We start from the raw sequence: 26,194 nt of genomic DNA, 5'->3' as shown, positions 1-26,194 counted from the left end.
AGATGGCATATGAAAGGACATCATGTCGCGGACAAGTGGGGCTCATCTGGGGATGGGCGGTGTCGGCACTGGCCCCATCGCAGGCAAGCCAGCTCCCACACTTGATCGGGCTCACACAGTCAAATGTGGGAGCTGGCTTGCCTGCGATGAGACCATAAGCTCCACTGCAGCACTTCAGTCGAACATGAAGAGAGCATCATTGCTGAACTGCGCCTCGAACCGATTCGCCGGCATCGGCCGCCCGAACAGGTAACCCTGGACCTCATCACAGCCATGCTCGCGCAAAAAGTCCAATTGCTCGTGGGTTTCCACACCTTCGGCGATCACCGCCAGGTTCAGGCTGTGGGCCATGGCAATGATCGCCCGGGCGATCTGTGCGTCCTGCTCACCGGAGGGCAGGCCATCGACGAAGGTGCGGTCGATCTTCAGCACGTCGATGGGGAATTGCTTGAGGTAGTTAAGCGATGAATAGCCAGTGCCAAAGTCATCCACCGCGATGCTCAGGCCCAGGTTCTTCAAGCTGGCGAGGATTTGCAGCGCTTCGTTGACTTCACGCATCAGGATACTTTCGGTCAACTCCAGCTCCAGGCACGCTGGCGGCAGGCCAGTGTCCTTGAGGATGGTGGCGATGCGCGTGCCCAGCTGGCCGTCGGAGAACTGTCGCGCCGAGATGTTCACCGAGACTTTGGGCACCCGCACCTTGTTCTGGTGCCAGGTCTTGAGTTGGCGACAGGCTTCGCTGATCACCCAATCGCCCACGTCCACCACCAGCCCGAGTTCTTCCAATACCGGAATGAAATCCCCCGGCGGCACCAGCCCGCGACGCGGGTGGCGCCAGCGCAGCAGGGCCTCGGCACCGGTCAGGCGTTTGCCGTCGCCGCTGAATTGCGGTTGGTAATACAGCACGAATTCGTTCTGGTCCAGGGCGTGGCGCAGGTCGCTCTCCAACTCCAGACGCTCCAGGGCGCTGGCGTTCATGTCGGCCTGGTAGAACTGGAAGTTGTTCTTGCCGCGTTCTTTGGCGTGGTACATCGCCGTATCCGCGTTTTTCATCAGTTGGCTCAGCTCGTTGCCGTCTTGGGGGCTGAGGGCGATGCCGATACTGGCGGTCACGAAAAACTCGCGGCCTTCGAGCACGAATGGCTTCACCAGGCTGGCCAGAATCTGCTCGGCCACATGAATCGCGCGGTTCAGCGCCATTTCGCGGCTGACCCGTGGTTGCAACAGCAGGGTGAACTCGTCGCCGCCCATGCGCGCCACGGTGTCGTCTTCGGCCACGCAACCGAGCAGGCGCGTCGCCATTTCCTTAAGCATACGGTCGCCGGCGGCGTGGCCGAGGGAGTCGTTGATCGGCTTGAAGCGGTCGAGGTCGAGGAACATCAACACCACCCACGACTTCTGCCGTTCTGCCGACTGCAACGCCGTGTGCAGACGGTCCTGGAACAGCGTGCGGTTGGGCAGGTGGGTCAGGGCGTCGTAGTAGGCCAGGCGGTGGATGCGCTGTTCGCTGGCCTTACGCTCGCTGATATCGCTGAAGAAACACACATAGCTGGCCAGGTCGCCTTCGTCGTCGAACACCGCCGTAATGCCGACCCAGGCCGGGTAATGCTCGCCGTTGCGGCGCTTGAGCCACACTTCGCCTTCCCAGGTACTGTGCTGGTGCAGTTGCTTGAGCACATAACGCAGGTGGGCTTCCTGCTGCTCGTCGACGGTGAGCATGTTCGGCAATTGGTCGAGCACGTCCGCCACTTCATACCCGCTGACCCGGCTGAACGCCTCGTTGGCTTGCACGATATAGCCGGCCGGATCGGTGATCAGGATCGCCGAGGTGGAGTGCTCGAAGACCGTGGCCGCCATGCGCAGGTCTTTTTCGGCGCGGCGTTGCTGGCTGATATCGCGGCCCACGCCGAGGATGCCCTCAAAGGCGCCATGTTCATCCCACACCAGCACCAGGCGCAGTTCGATCGGTACTTTGCGCCCGTCGGCGCGCAGGCAGTCGAACAGGAACAGTTGGGTCTGGACTTCATCGCGCAAGGTGTTCAACGCCTCGGGGTTGCCGAGGGCGCGACTGACCTGTTCCATAAGGCTATAAATGCCGGTCAACTGTTGCGGGTTGGCAACGATCGACTGCCAGCCATGCTTGAACACCCAATCCACGTCATAGCCCAGCACGGTGTTGACCGATGGGCTGATGTAATTCAGAGCCAGTTGGCTGTCGGTAGAGCAGATCACGTCGCTGATGCTTTCAGCCAACATGCGGTAGCGCTGCTCGCTGTCGCGCAGGGATTCGCTGGCTTCGATCTGGTCGGTAATGTCCTTGGCCACACCGATGATCCGAGTGACCACCGTGGACGTATCCCGGGCCAGGGCCTGTTCGCGAATATCGAAGCGGCGCCATTGGTTATTGCGGTGGCGAAAGCGCAGTTGGCAGTGCAACTGGGTCGTATAGCCGACCTGGCGTTGCTGCTCACGCGAGTCGTGGTAGTGCTCGGCGTCTTCGGGGTGCAGCAGGATTTCCCAGAAGTACTCACCCATTTGCTGCAGTTCGGCTTTGTTGTAGCCCAGGGTGTGGCCCAGATGATGGTTGCTGAAAATCATGCGCTGGCTGATCACGTCCTGCACATACAGGTGATCGGGCACCGTACGCACCACATCCGACCAGAAGCTCTCGCGCTCCACCAGCGACAACTCGATCAGCTTGCGGCTGGTGATGTCGCTGATGCTGAGGATTACGGCCTTGACGTCATCCTGCTGCTCCGGCAAACGCATCACCAGCCACAGGTACTGTTCGTTGCCGGCCACGTCGTTGAGCTGGATTTCCAGCTCCAGCTGTTTTTGCCGGGTCAGTACAGCTTCCAGCACCTGATAGCCGATGGACGTGGCATTGCTCGGGCAATCATCGATCAGGCGTTCCCATGCCTGCTCGCAGGACGCGACGTTGAGCAGGCGCACGGCCATCTGGTTGACCTCGGTGACGCGCAACTCCTTGAGCAGTTGCTTGCGCTCGGCGGGGTTGGCCTGCAACCAGGCGTGCAACTGTTCGCGGCTTTGTACCTGGGTCTTGTTGCAAAACGCCTTGAGCCCCGCCAGGTCAAGCACGCACAAGGCCACGCCTGTGCCTTCGAAGATGTCCTGATAGCGTCGCCGGCCTTCATGCACCTGGCGTTGGCGGCGGCGCATGTTGAGCAGCACGATCACCGGGACCAGCGAAAATGCCAGGCCCAGCAGGCACTTGCCGATAAAGGCAGGCAGCAGTTGTTCCAGCACCGCGCTGCGGTCAAACAGGCCGCGCAGTTGCCAGTCGCTTTTGCTCAAGGGCGTGACCAGCACACTGCGGTTCAATTCTTCTGGTGTCAGAGCGCTGGGCCACTGCGCCGGCATCCCGCTGTCACGGCTGACCACACGATGGTTCAGGCTGTTCTCGATCGCCCACATCGGGCGCTGGCCCTGAATGTCCTGCCGTGTGAGGTTGGCCAGGTAATTGGGGGCCAGGCGCAAGGCCCAGTACACCTTGGAGCCACCGCTGGGTTGGTGCAGCAACAGATAGATGACCGTGCCGTCATTGTCGTTGCTCAGGTAGTAAGACTGGGCGTGACTGCGCTTGACCAGGTCTTCGAGCAGGGCATTGTCTTGGCTGCCTTCGGCAGTGTCGCTGATCAGTGCGCCGTTGGGGGTGAGCAGGGCGAAGCTGCGTAGGTCCGGCAACGAGCGCTGCAACGTGCGCATCAAGGCCTGCTGCTGTTCGGCATTGCGCGGCGGCTCGACAATGGGCAGCAGGTTCAGGGCGATCTGCGCGCTCAGGGCCATGCTCTGGCTGATCTGCTCGGCCAAGTCAGCACTGTAGTCGATGGTGTATTGCTGCTGGTTTTTCTGGTTTTGCTGCAACTGGTCAAGCAGTTGCCAGAACAATAACGCGAGCAACATCAGCACAAGCGTCGCCAATGCGCCCTTCAAGGTACCGTGCAGGGGCGCTCCCGGCGCAATATGAGCGGCGCGCAAGGGAGTGGGCGGCGTGACTTTGGACAAGCTGTGATCCTGCGGTTGGCTGGACTGGCGCGCGACGTGCACTATAAGCCGGACGCCCGGAGGGCGGCTAGCATGCCTTGAGTTGTGGCAAAGTGCCAGTCCTCCCTGGCTGGACTGCCCCAGCGCATTCAGGTAGCTTTGCCGGTTACGCGGGGGCGTTCCAGCCCCAGACATTCAGGCTTTTTCCCCACGCAGGCATTGATGATAGTCAAAGGCCCGCGCGGCGCATGGCCTGGCACGGGCTTCGTCCGCTTAATTCATCAGTCACTGACGCTAGGTTCACCATGGCTCAATACGTCTTCACCATGCATCGGCTGGGAAAAGTTGTTCCGCCGAAGCGGGAAATCCTGAAAAACATTTCGTTGTCCTTCTTCCCAGGCGCCAAGATCGGCGTGCTCGGCCTCAACGGCTCGGGTAAATCCACGCTGCTGAAAATCATGGCCGGCGTCGATACCGAGTTCGAAGGCGAAGCCCGCCCGATGCCGGACCTGAATATCGGTTACCTGCCGCAAGAGCCGATCCTGGATCCGACCAAGACCGTGCGCGAAGTGGTTGAAGAGGCCGTCAGCGTGATCAAGGACGCCCAGGCGCGCCTCGACGAGGTGTATGCCGCCTACGCCGAACCGGATGCCGACTTCGACAAGCTGGCCGCCGAGCAGGCCAAGCTCGAAGCCATCCTGCAGGCTGGCGACGGTCACAACCTGGAGCGCCAACTGGAAGTCGCCGCCGATGCGCTGCGCCTGCCGGCGTGGGACGCCAAGGTCGAGCACCTGTCTGGTGGTGAAAAACGTCGTGTGGCCCTGTGCCGCCTGCTGCTGTCGGCTCCCGATATGCTGCTGCTCGACGAACCGACCAACCACCTGGACGCCGATTCCGTCGCCTGGCTGGAGCACTTCCTGCACGATTTCCCGGGCACCGTGGTTGCGATCACGCACGACCGGTACTTCCTGGACAACGTTGCCGGCTGGATCCTCGAACTCGACCGCGGCGCCGGTATCCCTTACGAGGGCAACTACTCCGGTTGGCTGGAAGCCAAGTCCGACCGTCTGGCCGCCGAATCCAAGCAGCAATCGGCCCACGAAAAAGCCATGAAGGAAGAGCTGGAGTGGGTGCGCAAAGGCGCCAAGGCCCGCCAGTCCAAATCCAAGGCCCGTCTGCAACGCTTTGAAGAGATGCAGTCGCAGGAATTCCAGAAGCGCAGCGAAACCAACGAGATCTACATCCCGGCCGGTCCGCGCCTGGGTGACAAGGTCATCGAGTTCAAGAACGTATCCAAGGGCTATGGCGACCGCGTGCTGATCGACAACCTGTCGTTCTCAATGCCAAAAGGCGCGATCGTCGGCGTCATTGGTGGTAACGGTGCGGGTAAGTCCACGCTGTTCCGCATGTTGATGGGCAAGGAGACTCCGGACTCCGGCAGCATCGAGATCGGCGACACCGTGCAACTGGCCTGTGTAGACCAGAGCCGCGACGACCTCGACGGCAGCAAGACCGTGTTCCAGCAGATCTCCGACGGCTCCGACCAGATCCGCATCGGCAACTATGAAATCCCGTCGCGCACCTATGTCGGCCGTTTCAACTTCAAGGGCGGCGATCAGCAGAAGTTCGTCAAGGACCTGTCCGGCGGTGAGCGTGGTCGCTTGCACCTGGCCCTGACCTTGAAAGAGGGCGGCAACGTGTTGCTGCTCGACGAACCGTCCAACGACCTCGACGTTGAAACCCTGCGTTCCCTGGAAGAAGCCCTGCTGGACTTCCCGGGCGCCGCGATTGTGATCTCTCACGATCGGTGGTTCCTTGACCGCGTCGCGACCCACATCCTGGCGTACGAAGATGACTCCCAGGCGGTGTTCTTCGAAGGTAACTACACCGAGTACGAAGCAGACCGTAAAAAGCGCTTGGGCGAAGCAGCTGCCCAGCCGCACCGTGTGCGTCACAAAAAACTGGCCTGATTCGGGCTGGTTTGAAAAAAGCGGAGCCTTCGGGCTCCGTTTTTTTGGGGCGCTGTTCAGGTGGACCGAGGCGACTTCATCGCAGGCAAGCCAGCTCCCACATTAGATCGAGTACCTCTGCTACGACACGGTCCAATGTGGGAGCTGGCTTGCCTGCGATAGCGGTTTAACTATTGGTGCATATCTCGCGTTGAAATCCCTGTTAGAGGGCAAAAATCCTGATTATTTATATCCAATGCACCATTTAAATTCACAAAAGCGACATTTTGCCCTGTCACGGTGCGAAATGAATTGATAAAGTCCGGCTCATTCTCTGTTTAACAACAATCAATTTGCCGAGACTTTTCATGATCGAATCCGTCGAATCCTTCCTGGCCCGCCTCAAGAAACGCGACCCCGACCAGCCGGAATTCCACCAGGCTGTAGAAGAAGTCCTGCGCAGCCTGTGGCCCTTTCTTGAAGCCAACCCCCACTACCTGACCTCGGGCATTCTGGAGCGCATTTGCGAACCGGAACGCGCCATCACCTTCCGGGTATCGTGGGTGGATGATCACGGCAAGGTTCAGGTCAATCGCGGTTTCCGTATCCAGATGAACAGCGCCATCGGCCCGTACAAAGGTGGCTTGCGCTTTCACCCTTCGGTCAACCTGGGCGTGCTGAAATTCCTCGCCTTCGAGCAGACCTTCAAAAACTCCCTGACCTCGCTGCCCATGGGCGGCGGTAAAGGCGGCTCGGACTTCGACCCCAAGGGCAAGAGCGATGCCGAAGTGATGCGCTTCTGCCAGGCGTTCATGAGCGAGTTGTACCGCCACATCGGTGCGGACGTCGACGTGCCGGCCGGCGATATCGGTGTGGGCGCACGGGAAATCGGCTTTCTGTTCGGCCAGTACAAGCGCCTGAGCAATCAATTCACTTCAGTGCTGACCGGCAAAGGCATGACTTATGGCGGCAGCCTGATTCGTCCGGAAGCCACCGGTTTCGGCTGTGTGTATTTCGCCGAGGAAATGCTCAAGCGCCAAGGTCAGCGGGTCGAAGGCAAGCGGGTGGCGGTGTCCGGCTCCGGCAACGTGGCGCAATACGCGGCGCGCAAGGTCATGGACCTGGGCGGCAAGGTGGTTTCCCTGTCGGACTCCGAAGGCACCCTGTACGCCGAAAGTGGTTTGACCGAAGAACAATGGTCGGCCCTGCTGGAGCTGAAAAACGTACAGCGCGGGCGTATCAGTGAATTGGCTGAACGTTTCGGCCTGGAATTCCGCAAAGGCCAAACCCCTTGGGAGCTGGCGTGCGATATCGCGCTGCCATGCGCCACCCAGAACGAACTCGACGCCCAAGCCGCACGCACGCTGTTGCGCAACGGCTGCATCTGCGTGGCCGAAGGCGCCAACATGCCGACCACCCTGGAGGCTGTGGATATCTTCATCGACGCGGGCATCCTGTTTGCGCCCGGCAAGGCGTCCAACGCCGGCGGTGTGGCAGTGAGCGGCCTGGAAATGTCGCAGAACGCCATGCGCCTGCTGTGGACCGCCGGGGAAGTGGACAGCAAACTGCACAACATCATGCAGTCGATCCACCATGCCTGCGTGCATTACGGTGAGGAAAACGGCCGGGTCAACTACGTCAAGGGCGCCAACATCGCAGGCTTCGTGAAAGTGGCTGACGCGATGCTGGCCCAGGGCATCGTCTAAACCTCGGGTTCGATGCTCAGCACTTCGATCAACTGATCGCCGACGGGGCGCTTCCACAGCACCTCGTCGCCCACCTGGGCCCCCAACAAGGCGCGGCCCAGAGGCGAGCCCCAGTTGATCAAACCGGCGTTGGCGTCGGCTTGATCCTCACCTACCAATTGAATGCGCTGTTGCTCGTCCTGCTCATTGGCGAACGTGACCCAGCTGCCGATCTGCACCTTGTCGGTGGCTGTCGCCGGCGCGACCACCTGAGCGCTTTGCACCCGCTGGTTGAAGTAACGCAGGTCCCGCTCAAGATCCGCCTGGCGCTGCTTATCGGCCTGCTCACCTTTGGCGGACTCGGCGCTGTACTCAAGCTGCAATTGCGCCACCTTGGCTTGCAACTGCGCCAACCCTTGCGCGGTCAGGCGGTTGGGCTGTTCGCTGACCTGACGCTCCACCGGCTGGTCGGCCTGGGCGGCGGCGTTGTCTTCATTTACAAAAGCTCGGCTCATGGTGTTCTCCCTCTATGGCATTTGGGCCATGTTCGCCGTGCTTTAGTTTCGATGGATGTCTGCAAACGACCTATTGCGAGCGATACGCCTTGGCCGCATCGCGGTCTTTTTCCTGCTGCCACTCGCGCTCGCGGTCGTTGTTGCGGTTTTCCTGGTAGTCGCGCAGCTCTTCGTTCTCACGCATGGCTTTGCACTGGCGAAACCCGTCTTCCCAGCCTTCGGCGTATTGCCGGTCTTTCAAATAGCGTGGAACGTTCTTGCGAAACTCCCCGGTAATCACCCCAGCGGCCTGGCGACCGCTGCTGCAACCGTCGTCAAAGCCATCGGCAAAGGCGGGTGGATAACCCTTGGCCAGCAACTCTTGGTGAGTGGATTGGCAGCCTGACAAACACACCATTGCACACAGCATTACCGCATACCGCCACATGGCGTACTCCCTGGCCGATTCACGGCTGATAAGGGGAGTCTAGTCAGTGATTTGTGGGGGCGGTGTGAAAGGGCGGTGAGAAATGTGTTGGGTTAAAAGGCCTCGTTGACCGTCAGAGCGGCATGTTCAGCCAACTCCTGCTGGATAAACGCCGCAATCATCGCGCGATACACCTGCTCAGTTACCTCTGGGTTAGCGCCTACTACCTCGGACAACCCCCGCACCTTGGCGATCACCTGTTCAACTCGTTGCGGCGCCTTGACGCTATCCGAATCTTTTTTGAAGCGCGCTGCTTGAGATACGTAGTGGCCTCGCTCGGCGAGCAGGGTGACGATTTGTTGGTCAAGGTGGTCGATGTTTTCGCGGACTTCTTCGAGGGTGGTGCAATTAACGGCCATGTTGATAGAGCTCCTATTGGACAGGCAACGCGATGGTTTTGAAAGCATGCGGTCAAGTGTGGGAGCGGGCTTGCCCGCGATAGCGTTGTTTCAGCCTCGTATTCGGTGACTGACACTCTGCCATCGGGAGCAAGCCCCCTCCCACATTTTGATCTTCGCCAGGCCTATGTCAGTAGTGGTACCACTTCACTTCAAGCATCACTTCATTCACGGGCGTGGATAAGTGGCTGTATTCACGCTGCGCACTCAGGCGCAGGCCCAGGTTGCGCGACAGTTCCCACTGCTGGTTGAGGCTGATGCTGCGCCGCACTTCACCATTGGTAAAGAAATCCCCCTTGGCTTCCAGGCTCAGGTTGCCCAGTGGGTTTTTCCACAGCACGCCGGTGTTGAAGCCGGCGGCGGGCGAGATGGCTTCGCTGAAATCGTTGTTGTGTTCCACGCGCACGGTGCCAAGGGCGAAGCCGAGCATGTCGTCGCTCAGTTGCCAGGTGCCGCCCGCGCCGCCGTTGACGTGGGCTACCAGGGTTTCGTCGTCGTGCTTGCCCGGTACCCGCTCCAGGCCGCCGGTGACCTGCCATGACCAGGGTTGCAGCAGCGCGTTACGCGGCGTCAGCGAGCGGATGGTGGCCAGGTCCAGTTGCTGCAACTGCCAGTGATTGCCTTCGTACTGGCGCAGTTTCATTTGCAGGATTTCGATTTGGGCGCCGAGGGGGAAGCCTTCGGCGTTGTCGTTAAGGTCGTGATAGGCCATGCGCAGGCCATATTCACCAAAGGCTTTGTCGCCACGGGTGCCGATGCCGGCTTGCCAGGTGCGTGACTGGTGGCCGTTTTCCGGCAAACCAGGCGGCGTGATCTTGAGGTCTGGCGCAGGGTTCTGGTTGATCGCCCGCAGCAGTTCGAAGCTACGCTGGGAGCGTGCGGTGTCACGCTCCAGGCCGTTGGCGCGGTAGCGGCCAAGGCGGTAGGCAGCGTCGATGATCAGCGCCTGGCGCTCGCGAGGCAGGGCCTTGAATGCGGGCTCTTGCAGTTGCTTCTGGTCATCGCTGACTTTCAACACCCACTGTTGCTCATCGCTGTCCAGCGGCTTGGCGCGTTCGAGCAGTTCGCGTTCACGCGAGGGGCGATAGTCGATCTTCTCCACCAAGCCCGCTTCCTTGACGGCCTTGACCGTGTCGGTAGGGATCGCAGTGAGGGGGAATTGCTCGGTCAGGCGCAGGCCGGGGCGGGCCACTTGCAGCAGTTCCAGCAGGCGATAGGAGCAGTTTTCGTCGAAGAAGAAATAGTCGAACTGGATCTGCTTGAGCTCCCACACGTGCTCGACCATGCGCTTGGTCTCGACCTCGGTGAGGTTCAGGCGGTATTCCCATAGGTCGCGGTTTTCCAGGCTGCGGTATTCGGAGAGTTTCTCCTGATAGGGCACCAGGGCGAACAGGCCGGGGTAGCCGCCCATCAGGCCCTTCCAGGCATACAGGATGCTGTTGTCGGAGCCTTCGATATAGGCGCCGAAGTTGATCGCGTAGCTGAGCAGCGCAGTGTTGTTGCTTTGCACGTCGGCCTGGTCGATGCGCAGCAGGGTGTGGCCGAACATCGACGACGGGCTGTTGAGATAGGCCGCGGGGAAGATCATCACCGCGCTATGGGGGGCGACGTCCTTGAACCATTGGGTGAATTCCTTGCAGTCCAGGGCGGGCAGGTCAGTCAGGTGCAACTGATCCTTGAGCCAGCGGGTACGTGCGGGGTACACACACTGGGCGTGCTTCTCACCCAGGCTGGCCGGTGCATACAGCGCTTGCACGGTGGCCTTGAGTTCGGCGTCCGGGTGATGGGCGCCGTCGGCGGCGAGGAAGAATTTCTTGTCGCTGACATAGCTGCGCCAGCCACTGATCTTGCCGGCTTCGTAATGCCCCAGCGACAGCCAGAACGGATCATTGGCCAGTTGCTGCAAACGTTGATCGTCGAGGTGCGGTGCCGCATGCAGCGGGGCGCAGGCGAAGAGAGCCAGGCAAGCGAGGCGTTTGAGCATGGGGGCTACTTAAGTCGGACTGAAAAAAAGACCCAAGGGGGGCAGGTCGAAAAAATAAAACCCGCGCCTCGAAAGACGCGGGCGGGTCGAGCTTAAGCCTGGGTAGCGTATTTCGCCAGACGGGCATCGCTTTTCAGTACAGCAATGGTGTTGTTGTGCACGTCGTCAGCGGTCACGTCAGCCTTGCTGAAGATCTGCTGGAAGTGCTCGTGGGTCACGGCCGCGAAGTGATCGCGATCTTCCGGGGCAACACCCAGTACCACGGCATAGGTGGTCAGTGCTTCGCCGTTGCCTTTGGCCATGTCTTCGGACAGCTCGTTCATCATGCCATTCATGGCAATCCAGGACTTGCCGCCGTAGGTCAGGGCGCTGTTGGTGCTGCAACCATTGGTGCCCGAGGTCATGCCGAAGGTGGCGTTACCCGAGGTGCCGTTGGTGGTGGAAGCGAGGAAGTGAGCCGGAGTACCGCGCTGGCCTTCGAACAACATGTTGCCCCAACCGCAGTTCGGGCCACCTGGTGCTTCTGCCATTGCATTGAGGGAGACGACGGTGAAGAGAGTACCAAGAAGGATCCGTTTCATAGCTTTGTTCTCTTTGTGTGCAAACCAATGGACAAGGGTTCAGGTGCTTCTCAGCACCCTAGGGGCCAGTTATTAGTCCAACCCGCGCAGTTTGGAGTTTAGGCACGTTCCTAGGGTTCCGTGTTTTTTTATAAACATTAAGTCTCAGGCGATTTTTTTGTAGGACGCGTGCGGTGGCTATGCTTTCCCGAAAGCGCGCCTTGCCAGAGCGCTCAACCCGGAGCCAGAATGCCCCCATCTGCCCCGCCTGATGTAAGGAAGCCCGATGCCTGATCCTGTTGCTGCCAGCTTGCGTCTAGCGCCCGAAGCGCTGACTCGCCCTTTCTCCGCTGAACAGTTCAGCTTCTCGACCACCAATGATTTGGAGCCCTTTCGCGGTGTGCTTGGCCAGGAACGTGCGGTTGAAGCCTTGCAGTTCGGCGTGGCCATGCCACGCCCCGGTTACAACGTGTTTGTGATGGGCGAGCCCGGCACCGGCCGCTTTTCGTTCGTCAAACGCTACCTCAAAGCCGAAGGCAAACGCCTGCAGATTCCGGCGGACTGGGTCTATGTGAATAATTTCGATGAGCCACGCGAGCCCCGCGCCCTGGAATTGCCGGGGGGCGGCGCTGCGGCGTTTATCGCCGATATCAACGGGTTGGTCGACAACCTGGTGGCCACCTTCCCGGCAGTGTTTGAACACCCCACTTATCAACAGCGCAAAAGCGCCATCGACCGGGCCTTCAACCAGCGCTACGACAAGGCGCTGGATGTGATCGAACGCCTGGCGCTGGAAAAAGACGTGGCGCTGTACCGCGACAGCTCCAACATCGCCTTTACGCCGATGCTCGACGGCAAGGCGCTGGACGAAGCCGAGTTTTCGCAATTGCCGGAAGCCGATCGCGAGCGTTTCCACAACGATATTTCCGAGCTGGAAGAGCGCCTCAACGAAGAGTTGGCCAGCCTGCCGCAGTGGAAGCGCGAGTCCAACAACCAACTGCGCCAGTTCAACGAAGAAACCATCACCCTGGCCCTGCAGCCGTTGCTGGCACCGTTGTCGGAAAAGTATGCAGAAAACGCCGGCGTGTGCGGCTACCTGCAAGCGATGCAGGTGTACCTGCTTAAAACCGTGGTCGAGCAACTGGTGGACGACGCCAAGACCGACGCCCAGGCGCGCAAGCTGCTTGAAGAGCAGTACTGCCCGAGCCTGGTGGTGGGTCACCCGGTCAACGGTGGTGCGCCAGTGGTGTTTGAACCCCACCCGACCTACGACAACCTGTTCGGCCGTATCGAATACAGCACCGACCAGGGCGCGCTTTACACCACCTATCGTCAGCTGCGTCCCGGCGCCTTGCACCGCGCCAATGGCGGGTTTTTGATTCTGGAAGCCGAAAAAATGCTCAGCGAGCCGTTTGTATGGGATGCCCTCAAGCGTTCCCTGCAATCGCGCAAGCTGAAGATGGAGTCGCCCCTGGGCGAACTGGGCCGCCTGGCCACCGTGACCCTCAACCCGCAGATGATCCCTTTGCAGGTGAAGGTAATCATCATCGGCTCGCGCCAGTTGTATTACGCGCTGCAAGACGCCGACCCGGACTTCCAGGAGATGTTCCGCGTACTGGTGGACTTCGACGAAGACATCCCGATGGTCGACGAGAGCCTGGAGCAGTTCGCCCAGTTGCTCAAAACTCGTACTTCGGAAGAAGGCATGGCGCCGCTGACCTCGGATGCGGTCGCGCGCCTGGCGACTTACAGCGCACGCCTGGCGGAACATCAGGGCCGCTTGTCGGCGCGTATTGGCGACCTGTTCCAGTTGGTCAGCGAGGCGGACTTCATTCGCCACCTGGCCGGCGACGAAATGACCGATGCCGGGCATATCGAGCGCGCCCTCAAGGCCAAAGCCACACGCACCGGTCGCGTGTCGGCGCGGATTCTCGACGACATGCTCGCCGGCGTCATCCTGATCGACACCGCCGGCGCCGCTGTGGGCAAGTGCAACGGCCTGACGGTGCTGGAGGTCGGCGACTCGGCATTCGGCGTACCGGCGCGGATTTCCGCCACGGTGTACCCAGGGGGCAGCGGCATTGTCGACATCGAGCGTGAAGTCAACCTCGGCCAGCCGATTCACTCCAAGGGCGTGATGATCCTCACCGGTTACCTGGGCAGCCGTTATGCCCAGGAATTCCCGCTGGCGATCTCCGCAAGTATCGCCCTGGAGCAGTCCTACGGTTATGTGGACGGCGACAGTGCGTCCCTGGGCGAGGCGTGCACCTTGATTTCGGCCTTGTCGAAGACGCCACTCAAGCAGTGCTTTGCCATCACCGGCTCGATCAACCAGTTTGGTGAAGTGCAGGCGGTGGGCGGGGTCAACGAGAAGATCGAAGGTTTCTTCCGCCTTTGCGAAGCACGCGGGCTGACCGGTGAGCAGGGTGCGATCATCCCTCAGGCCAACGTCGCGACGTTGATGCTCGACGAGAAGGTGCTGCAGGCCGTGCGCGCCGGGCAATTCCACATCTATGCGGTACGCCAGGCCGATGAGGCGCTGAGCCTGTTGGTGGGCGAGGATGCCGGTGAGCCGGACGCCGAGGGGCAATTTCCGGAAGGCACCGTGAATGCGCGGGTGGTGGAGCGTTTGCGCGCGATTGCCGAGATGATCAGCGAGGAAGATCTGAAGGAGGCGGAGAAAGAGCTGGCGCAGCAGGCGTTGGCAGAAGCCAAGCCAAGCTGATTGCTGTCATCACTCGGTTAAGGTGGGAGCTGGCTTGCCTGCGATAGCGGTGTATCAGCCAACTGGGAGGTTGGCTATGAGTCCGTCATCACAGGCAAGCCAGCTCCCACACTGGTCCGTGATGTCTTTAGGGACGTTTAGCGTGCCACAAAATTGACTCCATTCTCGGGGACCGACGCCCGTTGGTCCCTACAACCTTGGTTTGTGGTGTTTTTCTTCTATTCTCAGAGTCAGGGATATCCACAGGAGTCGCAGGATAGAAACAGCCTAGCCTTGCGCTGGGGCTGAACACCGATCTACCGAGGGGCGCCGCCATGTCGCGCAACCTTTGCCTTACCCGCCAGTGCCTGGGCCTGGTCACCCGTATTGAATGCTCCATTCGCCCCCTCGCCGGGGATAACGGCATGTGGACGCTATTGTTTGCCGCCGGGATGTCGGGCGAGCAGCCTTCCACCATCAAATCCCAAGGGCCGTTCCATGGTCCCTTCGTGGCCGAAAGAATGCTGGGCACCATCGTTGATAGCCTGACCTTGCATGGCTACGAGCAAATGGACGAGCCGCAGATCTGGTGCCTGCACCTGCAAGCCCATCTGCGCCAACTCAATGGCGGCCAGGAGCAGTTGGCCCTTTAGCGCCGGCTATTTGCTCTCTGGTTTGTCCAGCTTGACCTCGAAGCCGTACTGCACGGTGCTCAGGTCGGTGCGCTGGTAACTCTCCAGCGTAGTCGGCTGGCCGTAGAAGTAATGCACGTCGAACAGCGCGGTGCCGTACTCCTCGGCGCGGTGGCTGACATTGAGGATTTCCTTGAGGTAATTGCCGCTGGCGTCCTTGGCGTAGAAGCGCCAGCTGTCGGAGGGGAAGTCCTTTTGATCGACGATCAGCGCGTTGTCCTTCAGCGACAGGCCCTTGGGCAGCTTGGCGACATCAATCACGGCTTTCTCGATAGTTGCCAGGAACAGCGGCACCGAGCCCACCACAAACGCCGGGGTCTCCGGGAACAGATTAAGGTCGTAAGTCAGTGTGCCGTTTACTGCGTTCAGCTCGAAAGCCTCGGTCGGCAGCTCGATGGGCTCGCCGCGCTCGCCCTTGTCGTCGGCGGTGAAGAAGGTGATAGGCGCATCACTGTTGTTACGCTCGGCGCCGACCAGGTCGTCGTTGAAGGTGAAAGGGTGGTCAAAGATGATTTTCGCGGCGCTGGCGTCTTCGGTCGATTGGCTGATGGTCACGCTGCTTTTAAGTTGGTCCTCGGTCATCGAGGCATCTTTGAGCCAGCTGGCGGCGTCGTCGTCATACACCGTGACCGGCATCGGCAGGGCCTGCACCGTGGTTTGCAGGCTGTTCCTGTCGAAGCGTAATACGGGCAGATCCAGGTCTTTGTGGGTAACCGTGGCCTGGGAGAAATCCAGGACATTGACCTGCAGGTTGTCGATCAGCCCGTTGAAATACACCTTGGCGTAATGGCTGGTTTGCTTGTGTTCGAAGGCTTTTTGCTCATCGGTGAGCTGTTTCTCGAAGGCGTCGGACCAGGCTTTTTGCTTGTGCATTTCAGCCAGTTGCTTCTCGTAGAACGCCACTTGCGCGGCACTCTCGTTGATTGAGCCCGAACGGGTCAGAAATTGCCCGGTAGTGTCCCGCGCTTGCACCAGCAAAGGGTTCGGTGATTCGTCGCCCAAGTCTGCGGCCAGGGGGGCGCTGTTGGTCAGCTCGATCTCGGCGTAGTTCTTTTCCAGCGTCAGCAGGTTGAGGGTGATGTTGCCGTCGGTGCGTTTATGGCCCACGTCCTTTTTGCTCAGGTCGAAGGTCAGCACTTTGCCCGGCGTGATCACTTCAACCGCGCCCTTGAGGCTGACGGGCTGCGGCTGGCTTTTGTTTTCCGTCTCGATGCCTTCGATAAACGGGTAGGTCACCGTCAGGTCATCGGGGTTGGTGAGGTTGGAGCTGCTTGGGCTCAGCTGGATGCCCGGGTCGGTTTCCGACCATTCCGGCTGAAAGGGAATGACTTTGTTGTTGCTCAGGGTCACCGACTGCCATTCCAGGCCATGGGGGAAGGGGAACTGGTCAGGGGCGTTGAAATTGAACGGGAAGACCGGCTGTAAATCCGTCAGATAGTCCGAATGAGAGCTTTTGCGCAGCACGAACAGGCCGTTGATATAGGTGTCCACCAAGGCCTGGGGCGTGGGGTAGTGCTTGAGCAAGGCCAGGGTGTCTTCGCCGTACTCGGCCTCGATGGGCTTGGTGGCGAGCTTGAGGCGCGCCCGTTCCAGTAACAGCAGCGAGCCGCCCAGATCCGCGATGGCATCGCGCAGCTTGGGGTCCTGGATGGTGTCCAGGGACTGTTCGAACTTCGTGGTTTTCTCTTCGAGGGTCGCCTGCTTCTGCTCTTCTTTGGGGGAGCAGCCGCTGGCCATCAGCAACGCCGCACACAGGCCGAGAGTGGCCAAAGGGGATCGCACATCCATCATCTGAGTTTTCCTGTCCGACATCATCGAGCCGAGTTAATGGCCTCGACACTAGCAGAAAAATTCTCTTACAGATGCCACTTGGGTCAGTTTTCTCGCGGTGACAGGGGCCGGGTGGCGGCTGGTATACTCGGCGCCATTTTTAGCCAAGCTGTGTGAGATTCAATGGAACGCTTTATCGAAAATACGATGTACGCCTCGCGTTGGCTGCTGGCGCCGATCTATCTGGGGCTGTCCCTGGGCTTGCTGATCCTGGCGCTGAAGTTCTTCCAGGAAATCATTCACGTGATTCCCAACATCTTCACCATGTTGGAAGCTGAAGTGATCCTGTTGCTGCTGTCGTTGATCGACATGGCCCTGGTCGGCGGCTTGCTGGTGATGGTGATGATTTCCGGCTACGAGAACTTCGTCTCGCAACTGGATATCGATGAAAACAAGGAAAAGCTCAACTGGCTGGGCACCATGGACTCTTCGTCGCTGAAGATGAAAGTGGCGGCCTCCATCGTGGCGATTTCCTCCATCCACCTGCTGCGCATCTTCATGGACGCCAAGAACGTCGATCCGCAACACCTGATGTGGTACGTGATCATCCACATGACCTTCGTGGTCTCGGCGTTTGCCATGGGCTACCTGGACAAGCTCACCAAGCACTGATGCACCGCGCTGGCCTTACTGCTCGACGAAGTAGTAAGGCTGGCGGTTGATCGCCATTTGCTTGATCACCGTGACCGGCTCTTTCAGTCGGTCGGTGTGGTCCGTCAACGCAACGTTGCCGGGCTTGGCGCTGAGGAAGGCGCGCAGTTCGGCTTCGGTCTGCAGGATCGGCAAATAGGCCTGCAGATAGAACACGCTGGCGCCGGCGATTCGTTCGTTGGGCTGGAACATCGCCACCGTTCGGCCTTCGTCTTGCAGGGTCTGGACCTGGCTGATCACCGGCACGAATGATTGGCGCACATCGGCTTTTGGTGCAAACCAGAACGCTGCGCTCAGGTAGCAGGCGATGGCCAGGGTGAAAACCCCGCCGATGATCTGGCGGTGGTAGCGGTACAGCGCCGGCTTGCGGTCTTTGGCCCACTCCAGCAGCACCCGCGCATATTCGGCGGCCAACACCGCCGCGGCTGGCGTCAGCGCCATCAAATACACCGTGCGTTTGCTGGAAGCCAGGGTCAGCAGGGTGAACTGCGCCACCAGCCACACGCTGAAAAACAGACGATAGCGGTTGCGCACCAGGCTTTTACGGAAATGCCACAGGCCCAGGTACACCAGGATATTCCAGGGCAGAAAGGCTTCGGGCAGTTTCGCGAGGTAATAGTAGAACGGCTCGTAATGGCCGGCTTCGACAAACGAACCGCTGAAGCGCCCGACGCTATTGGTCCACAACACCTCGCCCACCGCCTGCATCCCACCGCGCTGAAACAGAAACCCCAGCCAGATCAGCAACGGCACCAAGGCCAGCAGCGTGAACAGTGCCGGCTTGAGCCAGTCGCCGATGCGCAGGCGTTTATCCATCAGACTGGTACTGAGCAGGTACACAAAGATCACGATCCCCGGCAGCGCCAGGCCCAACACACCCTTGCTCAGGGTGGCGATGACCATGCCAGCGGTAAACAACGCCCACGCCCACACACTGGAGCCGTCGCGCTCGGGCCGCACAGCCTGGTAGAACCCCAGCAATGCCATGGTCACACCGAGGCTGAGCAACGAATCCTCACCCACCCCCCGCACATTGCCCCAGTAACTGGCCATGGTCGCCAGAATCAGTGCGGCACTGAACGCCAGCGTCTGCGGCCGCTTGAAGCGACGCAGCATCCCGTACAGCAGCATCACGCTGAACAACCCGGCAAACGCCGACGCTAGGCGCACCGCCCCGGTGCTGGCGCCGAACAAGCGAATCGCACCGGCATCCAGCCACAGGCTCAGGGGCGGTTTCTCCAGGAAGGGCTCGCGAAACAGGCGCGGCACCACCCAGTCATTGTCCAAGTGCATCGCCATGGCGATCCCGGACACCCTGGCCTCGGTGGAGCCTTGCAGCTCGTGGTTGCCAAGGGCGAAGAAGAACAACAGACCAGCAAGCAGGAGCAGCAGAAGAGCGGGACGCGTCATGGAATCTGGCTACCGGGGCATGAGACCGATCGGGCGACCGGTCATGGGTAGTCAGGGAGTATACGAGCGCGATTCTTAACCTTTGGTGAACGGCTACGGGGTTTTTCTCGGGCGCGTCAGGGCATTTTCAAGCTGGGCACTGCTGCTTTGCCTTGTGCGGTCAGCACCGGCTCCAACTGCTCCCAGGTGAAGGCCAAGTCGTTGTCGCAGCCGTCACCATTGGCAGGTGTCGAGAGTTGCAGGCCCTGGGTGTTGAAGCTGAGGTGAAAGTTGGAGTAATCGGTGATCGCGGGGCAGCCCTCGTCGGTGGTGGTTTGCTTGGCCAGCCAGGTACTGAAGGCGGCCGGCAGCTTCAAGTGCCCGGAATAGGCGTCATACCATTGCTGATGGCCGCCGAGCCAGGTCCATGGGTCAACCGATTCACCGGTTTGCAGGTTCCAGGAGTGCAGGCCCCAACTGATGCCCATGGCGCCTTGGCCTGCGGCCCAGCGGTAGAACCGCACGGTGAGAAATTGCGATGACCAATAGGCGGGCTCAACCTCGATCTCACTGGTATAGACCGAGCCGTTTCGACCCAGGTATTCACGCCGCTCATAAAAATAGTCGGTTAGATCTTCGTCATTGACGGCCAGAGCGGCGAGTTGCTGGTTGATCTTCTGCACCGCCGGGCTGTCTCCCTCCAGCTTGAGCGTGACGCGGGGGCCTTGGGTCTTGAGTTGGTAGGTGTGGTTGTGGAAAGTCTTCTTCTCGGTCTTGATCGGCAGCGGCGCGGCTTCCATGGGCGCGTTATAGGCATCGCTGCCGCAGCCGTCCGTGCCAATGCGGCGTAAAGCCAGTGGCAGCGGCGTACCGCCATCGGTTTTGCTCCAGGCACCAGAAAGGGTATCGCCCTGAGGTTTTTGCAGAGTCCAGAAACCGGTGTTTCCTTCCTCTACCCAAGGGGCGTTGTCGTTGGCCTGGGTCAGCTGAATCGGGGTACGGATGCGCTGGTAGTAATAACTGCCATGCTCCCCGTCGGCGCCGTTGAAACAGACGGTGATAGCGGATTTGCCCAAGGTGCCTTGCCAGACCCCGTCCAGCTCGGCAGCGGTTGCGAGTAAGGGCATGACGGTAAGAGCGATAACGGCGAGGGGCTTGAGCACGGGTATCTGACTTCCGATTGTCTGATAAAGGCCGTCAGGGTAATGGGAAGTGCTAGGGGATTCCAGCGGGCGAGGTGGGCGTTGAGGCTTCTCGCCCTTTTTATAGGGTGGCGACCGTGCGCGGGTTAGCAGACCAGGAATCAAGGAACCCGGCGCACCCGAAAGTGCCCCACGCACAGCCGCCATGATACGAACCAGCGGATGCTGAAAGCATCGCTCGAACGGATGGTGGCTTTGCAGGCCTTGATATCAACCGAGCTGCTAAACCCGGTTGCTGATTTTGCAGCGACAGGGGAAGGCTAGGCTTGTTGGTTGGGGTGCGCCAGTTCACCGACAGCGCGGCATCTTGCAGGAAAGTTCCGAAGCCCGGCCCTGTTGACCTGCCCGTCGTCAGGCTCTGTTAAAAGCTCCAGTCCTCAGCCTGAACCAACTGGCAGAACGGCCCGTTGAGCGTGGCATTGTGATGAGCCACGATGGCCTCGGCTTTCATCAAGGGCGTGTCAGAACAGGTATGACCGTCGGCGATAAGCACCGCATCGAAGCCAAGATCACGCGCGGCACGGCAGGTGCTGTCGACGCAGTATTGCGTTTTCATCCCGGTAACTACCACGCCGGTGGCGCCGCTGGAGCGCAGATGGTCAGCCAGGTCAGTCATTGCAAAAGCGTTAGGCCGGCGCTTTTCGAACACCACTTCTTCACCCTGCAACTTCAGTTCCTCTGCAATCAGTGTAAGCGGGCTGCCTGGTTCGATTGGCGAGCCAACGGGGCCGATGTGGCGAGCGAGAAAAATCGGTGCGCCTGCACTGCGAGCCTTGTCCATCAGGGCATTCAACGTCTCCAACAGATCGTCGCAGCGCCAGGGTTTTTCCGGGCCGTGGATGAGTCCGACTTGGATATCCAGTATCAACAGGGCGTACATAGGTGCATCTCCTTGCGTTTGAACCAGCGACACAAGGGCATAAAAAAAGGCCCTGTCCATCGCTGGCGGGCCTTTGAAGTTCGTTGGCTATTGGCTCACGACACCTCGCACGCTCCGCTTGATGCGGTCGTGGTGGTCGTTGTCGAGGTGAGGCAAGAGGTAGTCATGCATCGACACTAGCAATATCGCCGCGGGCTGACAAGGCAGAAACCTGGGCGGGGCACCGGGGTAATCTGAATAGGCACAGCCGTGTGCGATCAGGCACCTCGCGGCGGTTCGTCATGACTTTCGCTCAATCAACATCCTTTCCAGCGTGTTGTCCTTCATCCAATAGTGATGGAACAGCCCCGCTGCCGCATGCAAACCAATCAACCAATACCCCGTAGTGCCGATCAGCTCATGCCAGTACTTGAGCTGTTTGGCGAAGTCCGGGTCGACGGCTACCGGTGCCGGCACGTGAAAGCCGAAGTACGGGAACGGTTTGTCGCCAGCGGCGAGCATCAGCCAGGCGAGAATAGGCGTGGCGATCATCAGCCCGTAGAGCGCAAGGTGTGTCAGATGCGCGAGAGCGGTCTGCCAGGCCGGTGGTTTTGGGGTGATCGGTGGCCGTGGGCTCAGGCGCCCGAGCAGACGAACCCAGACCAGGGCGAAAATGCTTGTACCAAACAGGCCGTGAAACCCCATGAGCAAACCCCGCGCTTCGCTGCCTTTGGGCAGATAACCCTTGATTTCGACACAGGCATAAACGCCGATGAACAGCGCCAGCATCAGCCAGTGCAGGGTTATTGAAAGCTTTCCATATCGGGTGACGACGGTGTCGCGGGTCATAAAAAGCGCCTCTTGATTATTGTGATGGACGGTCGATCCGGTTGCCTTGAACCGGCCACGTCACCCTGCTCGTGCTGTCTTAAGAGAGTCTGAAGATCGACTCTCAGGTTGACCTTCTTTCACCTTCAGACTTCGTTAAGAAATGGCTTGGATACTTCGCTCAAACCCATTGAGGGAGGCGTTCGGCCCATGCCCGATTTTGACTGGAACATACCCCTGCCGTTGCATTTCGGCCAAGCTGAAACGCCGCCGTTGACCCTGACGGGTGCGTTGCCGGACGACGCTTTGCGAGCGAAGTTCGAAGCCTTTATCCAGCAGCGTTTCCGCAAGGCCCACGGCGCCGACATCCGCCACTTCATGCCCGAGCTGTTCGGTATGCATAACGGTGAAGGCCAGTTGTGCGCAGTGGCCGGCGTGCGTCGCGCGCACCTTGAGCCGCTGTTTCTGGAGCGGTATCTGGACGAACCGATCGAGCCATTGATCAGCGCGGCGGCTGATCACGCGGTAGACCGAAATGCCATTGTCGAGGTTGGCAACCTGGCGGCCAGCGATACCGGCAGCGCGCGCCTGAGCATCATCGCCATCACCTATCTACTGGCCATGGGTGGCCTGGAATGGGTGACGTTCACCGGCAACATCGGGCTGGTCAACAGCTTCCGTCGTCTCGGCCTGAAACCGGTGACATTGTGCGCCGCTGATCCGGATCGACTGGGTGACGAGCGTCAACATTGGGGCAGTTATTACGAGAGCAAACCCTGGGTGCACGTCGGCGACATCCGCGCCGGGTTCGTCCACCTGCGCAATATCGGCCTGTTCAGCCGCCTGGGTTTGCCGATCCCGATTGAAGGAGCCTGCCATGTCGCTTGAACTGCAACGCTTTCAGGAAACCTTGCGCGAACATGCCCGGCGCAATGACAACGCGACCGCGCTGTGGGGCGATACGCTGAAGCTCGATTACGCCACCCTGTATGCAGAAGTGCTGTATCGCCAGGAGCGCCTGCGCGATGAGCAGGTGCAAGTCGTCGCCCTGGCGCTGGACAACGGCGTCGACGCAATGCTCTGGGATCTGGCGGTATTGTTCGAAGGGTTGACCTGCGTAACGCTGCCGCCGTTTTTCAGCGCGGCACAACGCGCCCATTGTCTGGAGCAGAGTCAGGCCGAACGCGTGATTGCCGAACCGGAGCTGGAGCCCGAACTGCGCGCTGCCGGCTATGAGCAACGCGGCGAGTTCTGGTGCCGCGCCTTCAGTGGCCAAAGACGCATACCGATGGGCACCGCCAAGCTGACCTTCACGTCTGGCACCACCGGCACGCCGAAAGGTGTTTGCCTGAGTGCCGACAGCCTGTTACGGGTCGCACGTGAGTTGGATCAGGCGAGCGAAACCACCAGCCCGCAACATCACCTGGCACTGCTGCCATTGGCCATTCTATTGGAGAACCTGGGCTGTTATGCCGCGCTGTATGCCGGTGCAATGCTCAGTTTGCCGAGCCAGAAAACCCTCGGCATCCAGGGCGCCAGTGGCGTCGATGTCCCGCACCTGCTGGGTTATCTCGCCGAGCGTGCACCGCAGAGCCTTATTCTGGTGCCACAGCTGTTATTGATGCTGGTCAGCGCCGCCGAACAGCAAGCCTTTGCCCCGCAAACCCTGCGTTTTGCAGCGGTCGGTGGTGCACGTGTGTCCGAAGACTTGCTGCACCGTGCACAACAGGTCGGCTTACCGGTTTTTGAAGGTTACGGTTTGTCTGAATGCGCCTCGGTGGTGTGCCTCAATCGCCCCGGCGCGCACCGCCCCGGCAGCGTCGGTCGGCCACTGCCCCATGTCGAAGTGCGGTTGGCAGAGGACGGTGAAGTGCTGATCAAGGGCTCGATGCTGCTCGGTTATCTAGGGGAAGCACCGTACGCCGATGAGTGGTGGCCGAGCGGCGACCTGGGCGAGTTCGACCCGCAGGGTTTTCTTTATCTCAAGGGCCGCAAGAAGCATCAGTTCGTCACCAGTTACGGGCGCAACGTCAATCCGGAATGGGTCGAGTCCGAGCTGACCCAGCGCCGCCACATCGCCCAGGCGTTCGTTTACGGCGAGTCTATGCCGCGCAATCACGCCTTGCTCTGGCCGCATCGCCCGGATTGCACCGATGCCGAACTAGCCGCTGCCGTCGCCGAAGCCAACGAGGCGTTGCCCGATTACGCCCAGGTGCATCAGTGGACGCGCCTGCCGCACCCCTTCACCGCAGCCAATGGCTTTCTAACCGCCAATGGCCGCCCACGCCGCGACGCCATCGTCGCGCAGTACCACGCCCAATTGACCGAATCCGTTGTCCGGGAGGAATCCGCATCATGAGTTTTTTCGACACCCTGCAAGAAGCCACACAGCATGAACGCCACGAGCTGTTTAACCTGCCGATCATCCTCGATGCGCTGCACGGTAAGGTCAGCCTCGACAGCTATCAGGCTTTTCTCGCACAGGCCTACTATCACGTGCGCCACACCGTGCCGTTGATGATGGCGTGCGGCGCACGTTTACCGACACGTCTGGAATGGCTGCGCAAAGCGGTGTGCGAGTACATCGAAGACGAATACGGCCATGAACAGTGGGTGCTCAACGACATTGCAGCCTGCGGAGGTGATCGCAAGGCCGTGCATGATGGCCAACCTTCGCTGCCGATTGAGCTGATGGTGAGCTACCTTTATGACTTGATCGCCCGAGGCAACCCGGTGGGGCTGTTCGGCATGGTCAATGTGCTCGAAGGCACCAGCATTGCCCTGGCCACACACGCGGCAGGGAGCATTCGGGAGCATCTGTCGTTGCCGGAAACCGCCTTCAGTTACCTGAGTTCTCACGGTTCGCTCGACATCGAACACATGCAAACCTACCGCCGCCTGATGAACCAGTTGGACGATCCTCTGGATCAAGCGGCAGTGATTCATGCATCAAAAGTCGTGTACCGACTGTACACCGACATGTTTCGTGGCCTGCCGCGTGGCGCGGAGGCTGAACATGCAGCTGCGTAACGCGCGCGTGGTGTTGACCGGTGCCAGTGGCGGTATCGGCATGGCTATCGCTGAAGCCCTGTGCGCCGCGGGTGCGCGAGTATTGGCCGTGGCGCGGCATCAGGAAGCCTTGGCTGCGCTGCTCAAACGCTACCCCGACACCCTGTGCTGGGTCGCGGCTGACCTGACGTTTCTCAGCGACCGACGCAAAGTACTCGCTGCCGCCGAAGCGGTTGGTGGAGTCAATCTGTTGATCAACGCCGCCGGGGTGAATCACTTCGCCATGCTCGAACAGCTCGACGACAGTGACATCAATACGATGCTGGCGGTGAACATCAGCGCGCCGATCTGCCTGACCAAGCTATTGCTGCCGCTACTCAAGCAGGCCGACAGCGCCATGGTAGTCAACGTTGGCTCGACCTACGGCTCGATCGGTTATGCCGGTTACGCCAGCTATTGCGCGACCAAGTTTGCCCTGCGCGGGTTTTCCGAAGCGTTGCGCCGAGAGCTGGCCGACACCCGGGTCAGCGTGCTCTACGTCGCACCGCGGGCCACCCGTACGTCGATGAACAGCGCGGCGGCGCAAGCCCTCAACGATGCGCTCAAGGCCAACGTCGATGATCCGCAAACCGTGGCCGCGGCGGTGATGCACGCAATTGCCGGCGACCGCCGCGACCTGTATCTGGGCTGGCCCGAACGCTTCTTTGTGCGCCTCAACCATCTACTGCCGCATCTGGTCGATCGAGGTTTGCGAAAGCAGTTGCCCCTGATCCGGCGCCTTAGCGAAAAAACTGACAACGAGACCCTCAAGCCATGAAAAAAATCTTCGCGTGCCTGTTGATCGCCACCCTCAGCCAAAGCGTCTGGGCGCTGGAGGCCGCTGACCAGCAACGCCTGAGCAGCATTCAACAAAGCTGGGCGCATATCCAATATGAAGTGGCGGAAAAACAGCGCGCCGCCGCGTTCGAGCAGTTGTCCAGCGAAACCCAGTCGTTCACTGCGCAGCGTCCATTGGTGGCCGAAGCCTGGATCTGGAAAGGCATTGTCACCAGCAGTTGGGCCGGTGCCCAAGGAGGGCTCGGAGCGCTGGGCAAAGCCAAGGAAGCCAAGGCCGACCTGGAGAAGTCCCTGACCCTCGACCCCAAGGCTCTGCAAGGCTCGGCCTATACCAGCCTGGCGGCGCTGTATGATCGTGTGCCCGGCTGGCCCATCGGTTTCGGCGACAGCGACAAAGCTGAACAACTGCTCAAGCAGGCGCTGCAACTCAACCCCGATGGCATTGACAGCCTGTACTTCTGGGGCGATCACCTCTACCGTCAGAAACACTACGCTGAAGCTAAGGCAGCGCTGCAAAAAGCCCTGCAAGCGGCGCCGCGTCCCGGCCGTGAAACGGCAGATGCGGGACGTCGCAAAGAGATCGCCACTCTGCTGGTGGACGTCAACAAGAAACTCGACTGACAGGAGTCCG

21 protein-coding genes are annotated in these 26,194 nt (G+C 60.2%); 10 read left to right on the top strand and 11 right to left on the bottom strand.

What is annotated here, in order from left to right; genetic code table 11:
- Positions 1 to 174 precede the first annotated feature (174 nt).
- A complete protein-coding gene (locus LJX92_RS22930; protein WP_323134820.1) occupies positions 175 to 4,026 on the bottom strand; it encodes an EAL and GGDEF domain-containing protein in 3,852 nt (1,283 codons plus the stop codon).
- Positions 4,027 to 4,310: 284 nt separating this feature from the next.
- On the opposite strand from LJX92_RS22930, the gene ettA reads away from it, so the two are divergent.
- On the top strand, positions 4,311 to 5,975 hold the full coding sequence (ettA, locus tag LJX92_RS22925) for an energy-dependent translational throttle protein EttA (protein ID WP_005791601.1): 1,665 nt from the start codon (positions 4,311 to 4,313) through the stop codon (positions 5,973 to 5,975).
- Positions 5,976 to 6,322: 347 nt separating this feature from the next.
- Entirely contained in the window at positions 6,323 to 7,660 is a 1,338-nt protein-coding gene (gdhA, locus tag LJX92_RS22920; protein WP_032879406.1) for an NADP-specific glutamate dehydrogenase, read from the top strand.
- On the opposite strand, the gene LJX92_RS22915 is transcribed toward gdhA, so the two are convergent.
- From LJX92_RS22915 to LJX92_RS22895, 5 genes are all read right to left on the bottom strand, one after another.
- Positions 7,657 to 8,154, bottom strand: a complete 498-nt coding sequence (locus tag LJX92_RS22915) for a GreA/GreB family elongation factor (protein WP_032879409.1) — start codon at positions 8,152 to 8,154, stop codon at positions 7,657 to 7,659. The genes gdhA and LJX92_RS22915 overlap by 4 nt on opposite strands.
- Before the next feature lie 70 nt (positions 8,155 to 8,224).
- Entirely contained in the window at positions 8,225 to 8,581 is a 357-nt protein-coding gene (locus LJX92_RS22910) for a hypothetical protein (protein ID WP_032879410.1), read from the bottom strand.
- 92 nt (positions 8,582 to 8,673) lie between these two features.
- Positions 8,674 to 8,979, bottom strand: coding sequence for a chorismate mutase (locus LJX92_RS22905; RefSeq protein WP_032879411.1), 306 nt, complete (start codon positions 8,977 to 8,979; stop codon positions 8,674 to 8,676).
- Positions 8,980 to 9,148: 169 nt separating this feature from the next.
- Positions 9,149 to 11,002 (bottom strand): DUF4105 domain-containing protein, encoded by a 1,854-nt coding sequence (locus tag LJX92_RS22900; RefSeq protein ID WP_103734817.1) that lies wholly within the window; start codon positions 11,000 to 11,002, stop codon positions 9,149 to 9,151.
- 92 nt (positions 11,003 to 11,094) lie between these two features.
- Positions 11,095 to 11,583, bottom strand: a complete 489-nt coding sequence (locus tag LJX92_RS22895) for a DUF3015 domain-containing protein (RefSeq protein WP_003194274.1) — start codon at positions 11,581 to 11,583, stop codon at positions 11,095 to 11,097.
- Between the two features lie 265 nt (positions 11,584 to 11,848).
- On the opposite strand from LJX92_RS22895, the gene LJX92_RS22890 reads away from it, so the two are divergent.
- The gene (locus tag LJX92_RS22890; RefSeq protein ID WP_228308997.1) at positions 11,849 to 14,287 is read left to right on the top strand and encodes a Lon protease family protein; all 2,439 of its coding nucleotides are present in this window, start codon (positions 11,849 to 11,851) and stop codon (positions 14,285 to 14,287) included.
- Between the two features lie 314 nt (positions 14,288 to 14,601).
- Complete coding sequence (locus LJX92_RS22885; protein ID WP_005791586.1) at positions 14,602 to 14,919, top strand: hypothetical protein; 318 nt, start codon at positions 14,602 to 14,604, stop codon at positions 14,917 to 14,919.
- Between the two features lie 6 nt (positions 14,920 to 14,925).
- Here LJX92_RS22885 and LJX92_RS22880 read toward each other — a convergent pair whose 3' ends face one another.
- The gene (locus tag LJX92_RS22880; RefSeq protein WP_228308996.1) at positions 14,926 to 16,749 is read right to left on the bottom strand and encodes a hypothetical protein; all 1,824 of its coding nucleotides are present in this window, start codon (positions 16,747 to 16,749) and stop codon (positions 14,926 to 14,928) included.
- Between the two features lie 162 nt (positions 16,750 to 16,911).
- Here LJX92_RS22880 and LJX92_RS22875 point away from each other — a divergent pair, with 162 nt between their 5' ends.
- Positions 16,912 to 17,400: a TIGR00645 family protein gene (locus tag LJX92_RS22875; RefSeq protein ID WP_005791582.1), complete on the top strand. Its 489-nt coding sequence runs from the start codon at positions 16,912 to 16,914 to the stop codon at positions 17,398 to 17,400.
- A 15-nt stretch (positions 17,401 to 17,415) separates the two neighbouring features.
- Here the strand turns inward: LJX92_RS22875 and LJX92_RS22870 are convergent, their stop codons facing one another.
- From LJX92_RS22870 to LJX92_RS22855, 4 genes are all read right to left on the bottom strand, one after another.
- On the bottom strand, positions 17,416 to 18,849 hold the full coding sequence (locus LJX92_RS22870) for an ArnT family glycosyltransferase (protein ID WP_228308995.1): 1,434 nt from the start codon (positions 18,847 to 18,849) through the stop codon (positions 17,416 to 17,418).
- A 116-nt stretch (positions 18,850 to 18,965) separates the two neighbouring features.
- On the bottom strand, positions 18,966 to 19,991 hold the full coding sequence (locus tag LJX92_RS22865; RefSeq protein ID WP_228308994.1) for a hypothetical protein: 1,026 nt from the start codon (positions 19,989 to 19,991) through the stop codon (positions 18,966 to 18,968).
- 400 nt (positions 19,992 to 20,391) lie between these two features.
- On the bottom strand, positions 20,392 to 20,910 hold the full coding sequence (locus LJX92_RS22860) for a cysteine hydrolase family protein (RefSeq protein ID WP_223018228.1): 519 nt from the start codon (positions 20,908 to 20,910) through the stop codon (positions 20,392 to 20,394).
- A 279-nt stretch (positions 20,911 to 21,189) separates the two neighbouring features.
- Positions 21,190 to 21,738: a cytochrome b gene (locus LJX92_RS22855; RefSeq protein WP_078822364.1), complete on the bottom strand. Its 549-nt coding sequence runs from the start codon at positions 21,736 to 21,738 to the stop codon at positions 21,190 to 21,192.
- A 189-nt stretch (positions 21,739 to 21,927) separates the two neighbouring features.
- Here LJX92_RS22855 and LJX92_RS22850 point away from each other — a divergent pair, with 189 nt between their 5' ends.
- Genes LJX92_RS22850 through LJX92_RS22830 form a run of 5 tightly spaced genes read left to right on the top strand, consistent with a single transcriptional unit; the run spans position 21,928 to position 26,184 of the window.
- Positions 21,928 to 22,605: a thermostable hemolysin gene (locus LJX92_RS22850; RefSeq protein ID WP_228308993.1), complete on the top strand. Its 678-nt coding sequence runs from the start codon at positions 21,928 to 21,930 to the stop codon at positions 22,603 to 22,605.
- Positions 22,595 to 24,076, top strand: a complete 1,482-nt coding sequence (locus LJX92_RS22845; RefSeq protein WP_228308992.1) for an AMP-binding protein — start codon at positions 22,595 to 22,597, stop codon at positions 24,074 to 24,076. The genes LJX92_RS22850 and LJX92_RS22845 overlap by 11 nt, the downstream gene beginning before the upstream one ends.
- Positions 24,073 to 24,747, top strand: coding sequence for a TenA family transcriptional regulator (locus tag LJX92_RS22840; RefSeq protein WP_228308991.1), 675 nt, complete (start codon positions 24,073 to 24,075; stop codon positions 24,745 to 24,747). Before LJX92_RS22845 ends, LJX92_RS22840 begins: the two co-directional genes overlap by 4 nt.
- Positions 24,734 to 25,543, top strand: coding sequence for an SDR family oxidoreductase (locus LJX92_RS22835; protein WP_078822360.1), 810 nt, complete (start codon positions 24,734 to 24,736; stop codon positions 25,541 to 25,543). The genes LJX92_RS22840 and LJX92_RS22835 overlap by 14 nt, the downstream gene beginning before the upstream one ends.
- A complete protein-coding gene (locus LJX92_RS22830; protein ID WP_078822359.1) occupies positions 25,540 to 26,184 on the top strand; it encodes a tetratricopeptide repeat protein in 645 nt (214 codons plus the stop codon). The genes LJX92_RS22835 and LJX92_RS22830 overlap by 4 nt, the downstream gene beginning before the upstream one ends.
- The last annotated feature ends 10 nt before the right edge of the window (positions 26,185 to 26,194 follow it).

Source organism: Pseudomonas sp. HN8-3 (assembly GCF_020790195.1).
Lineage (GTDB): Bacteria > Pseudomonadota > Gammaproteobacteria > Pseudomonadales > Pseudomonadaceae > Aquipseudomonas > Aquipseudomonas synxantha_A.
This window is presented reverse-complemented; position numbering and strand designations above follow the sequence as displayed.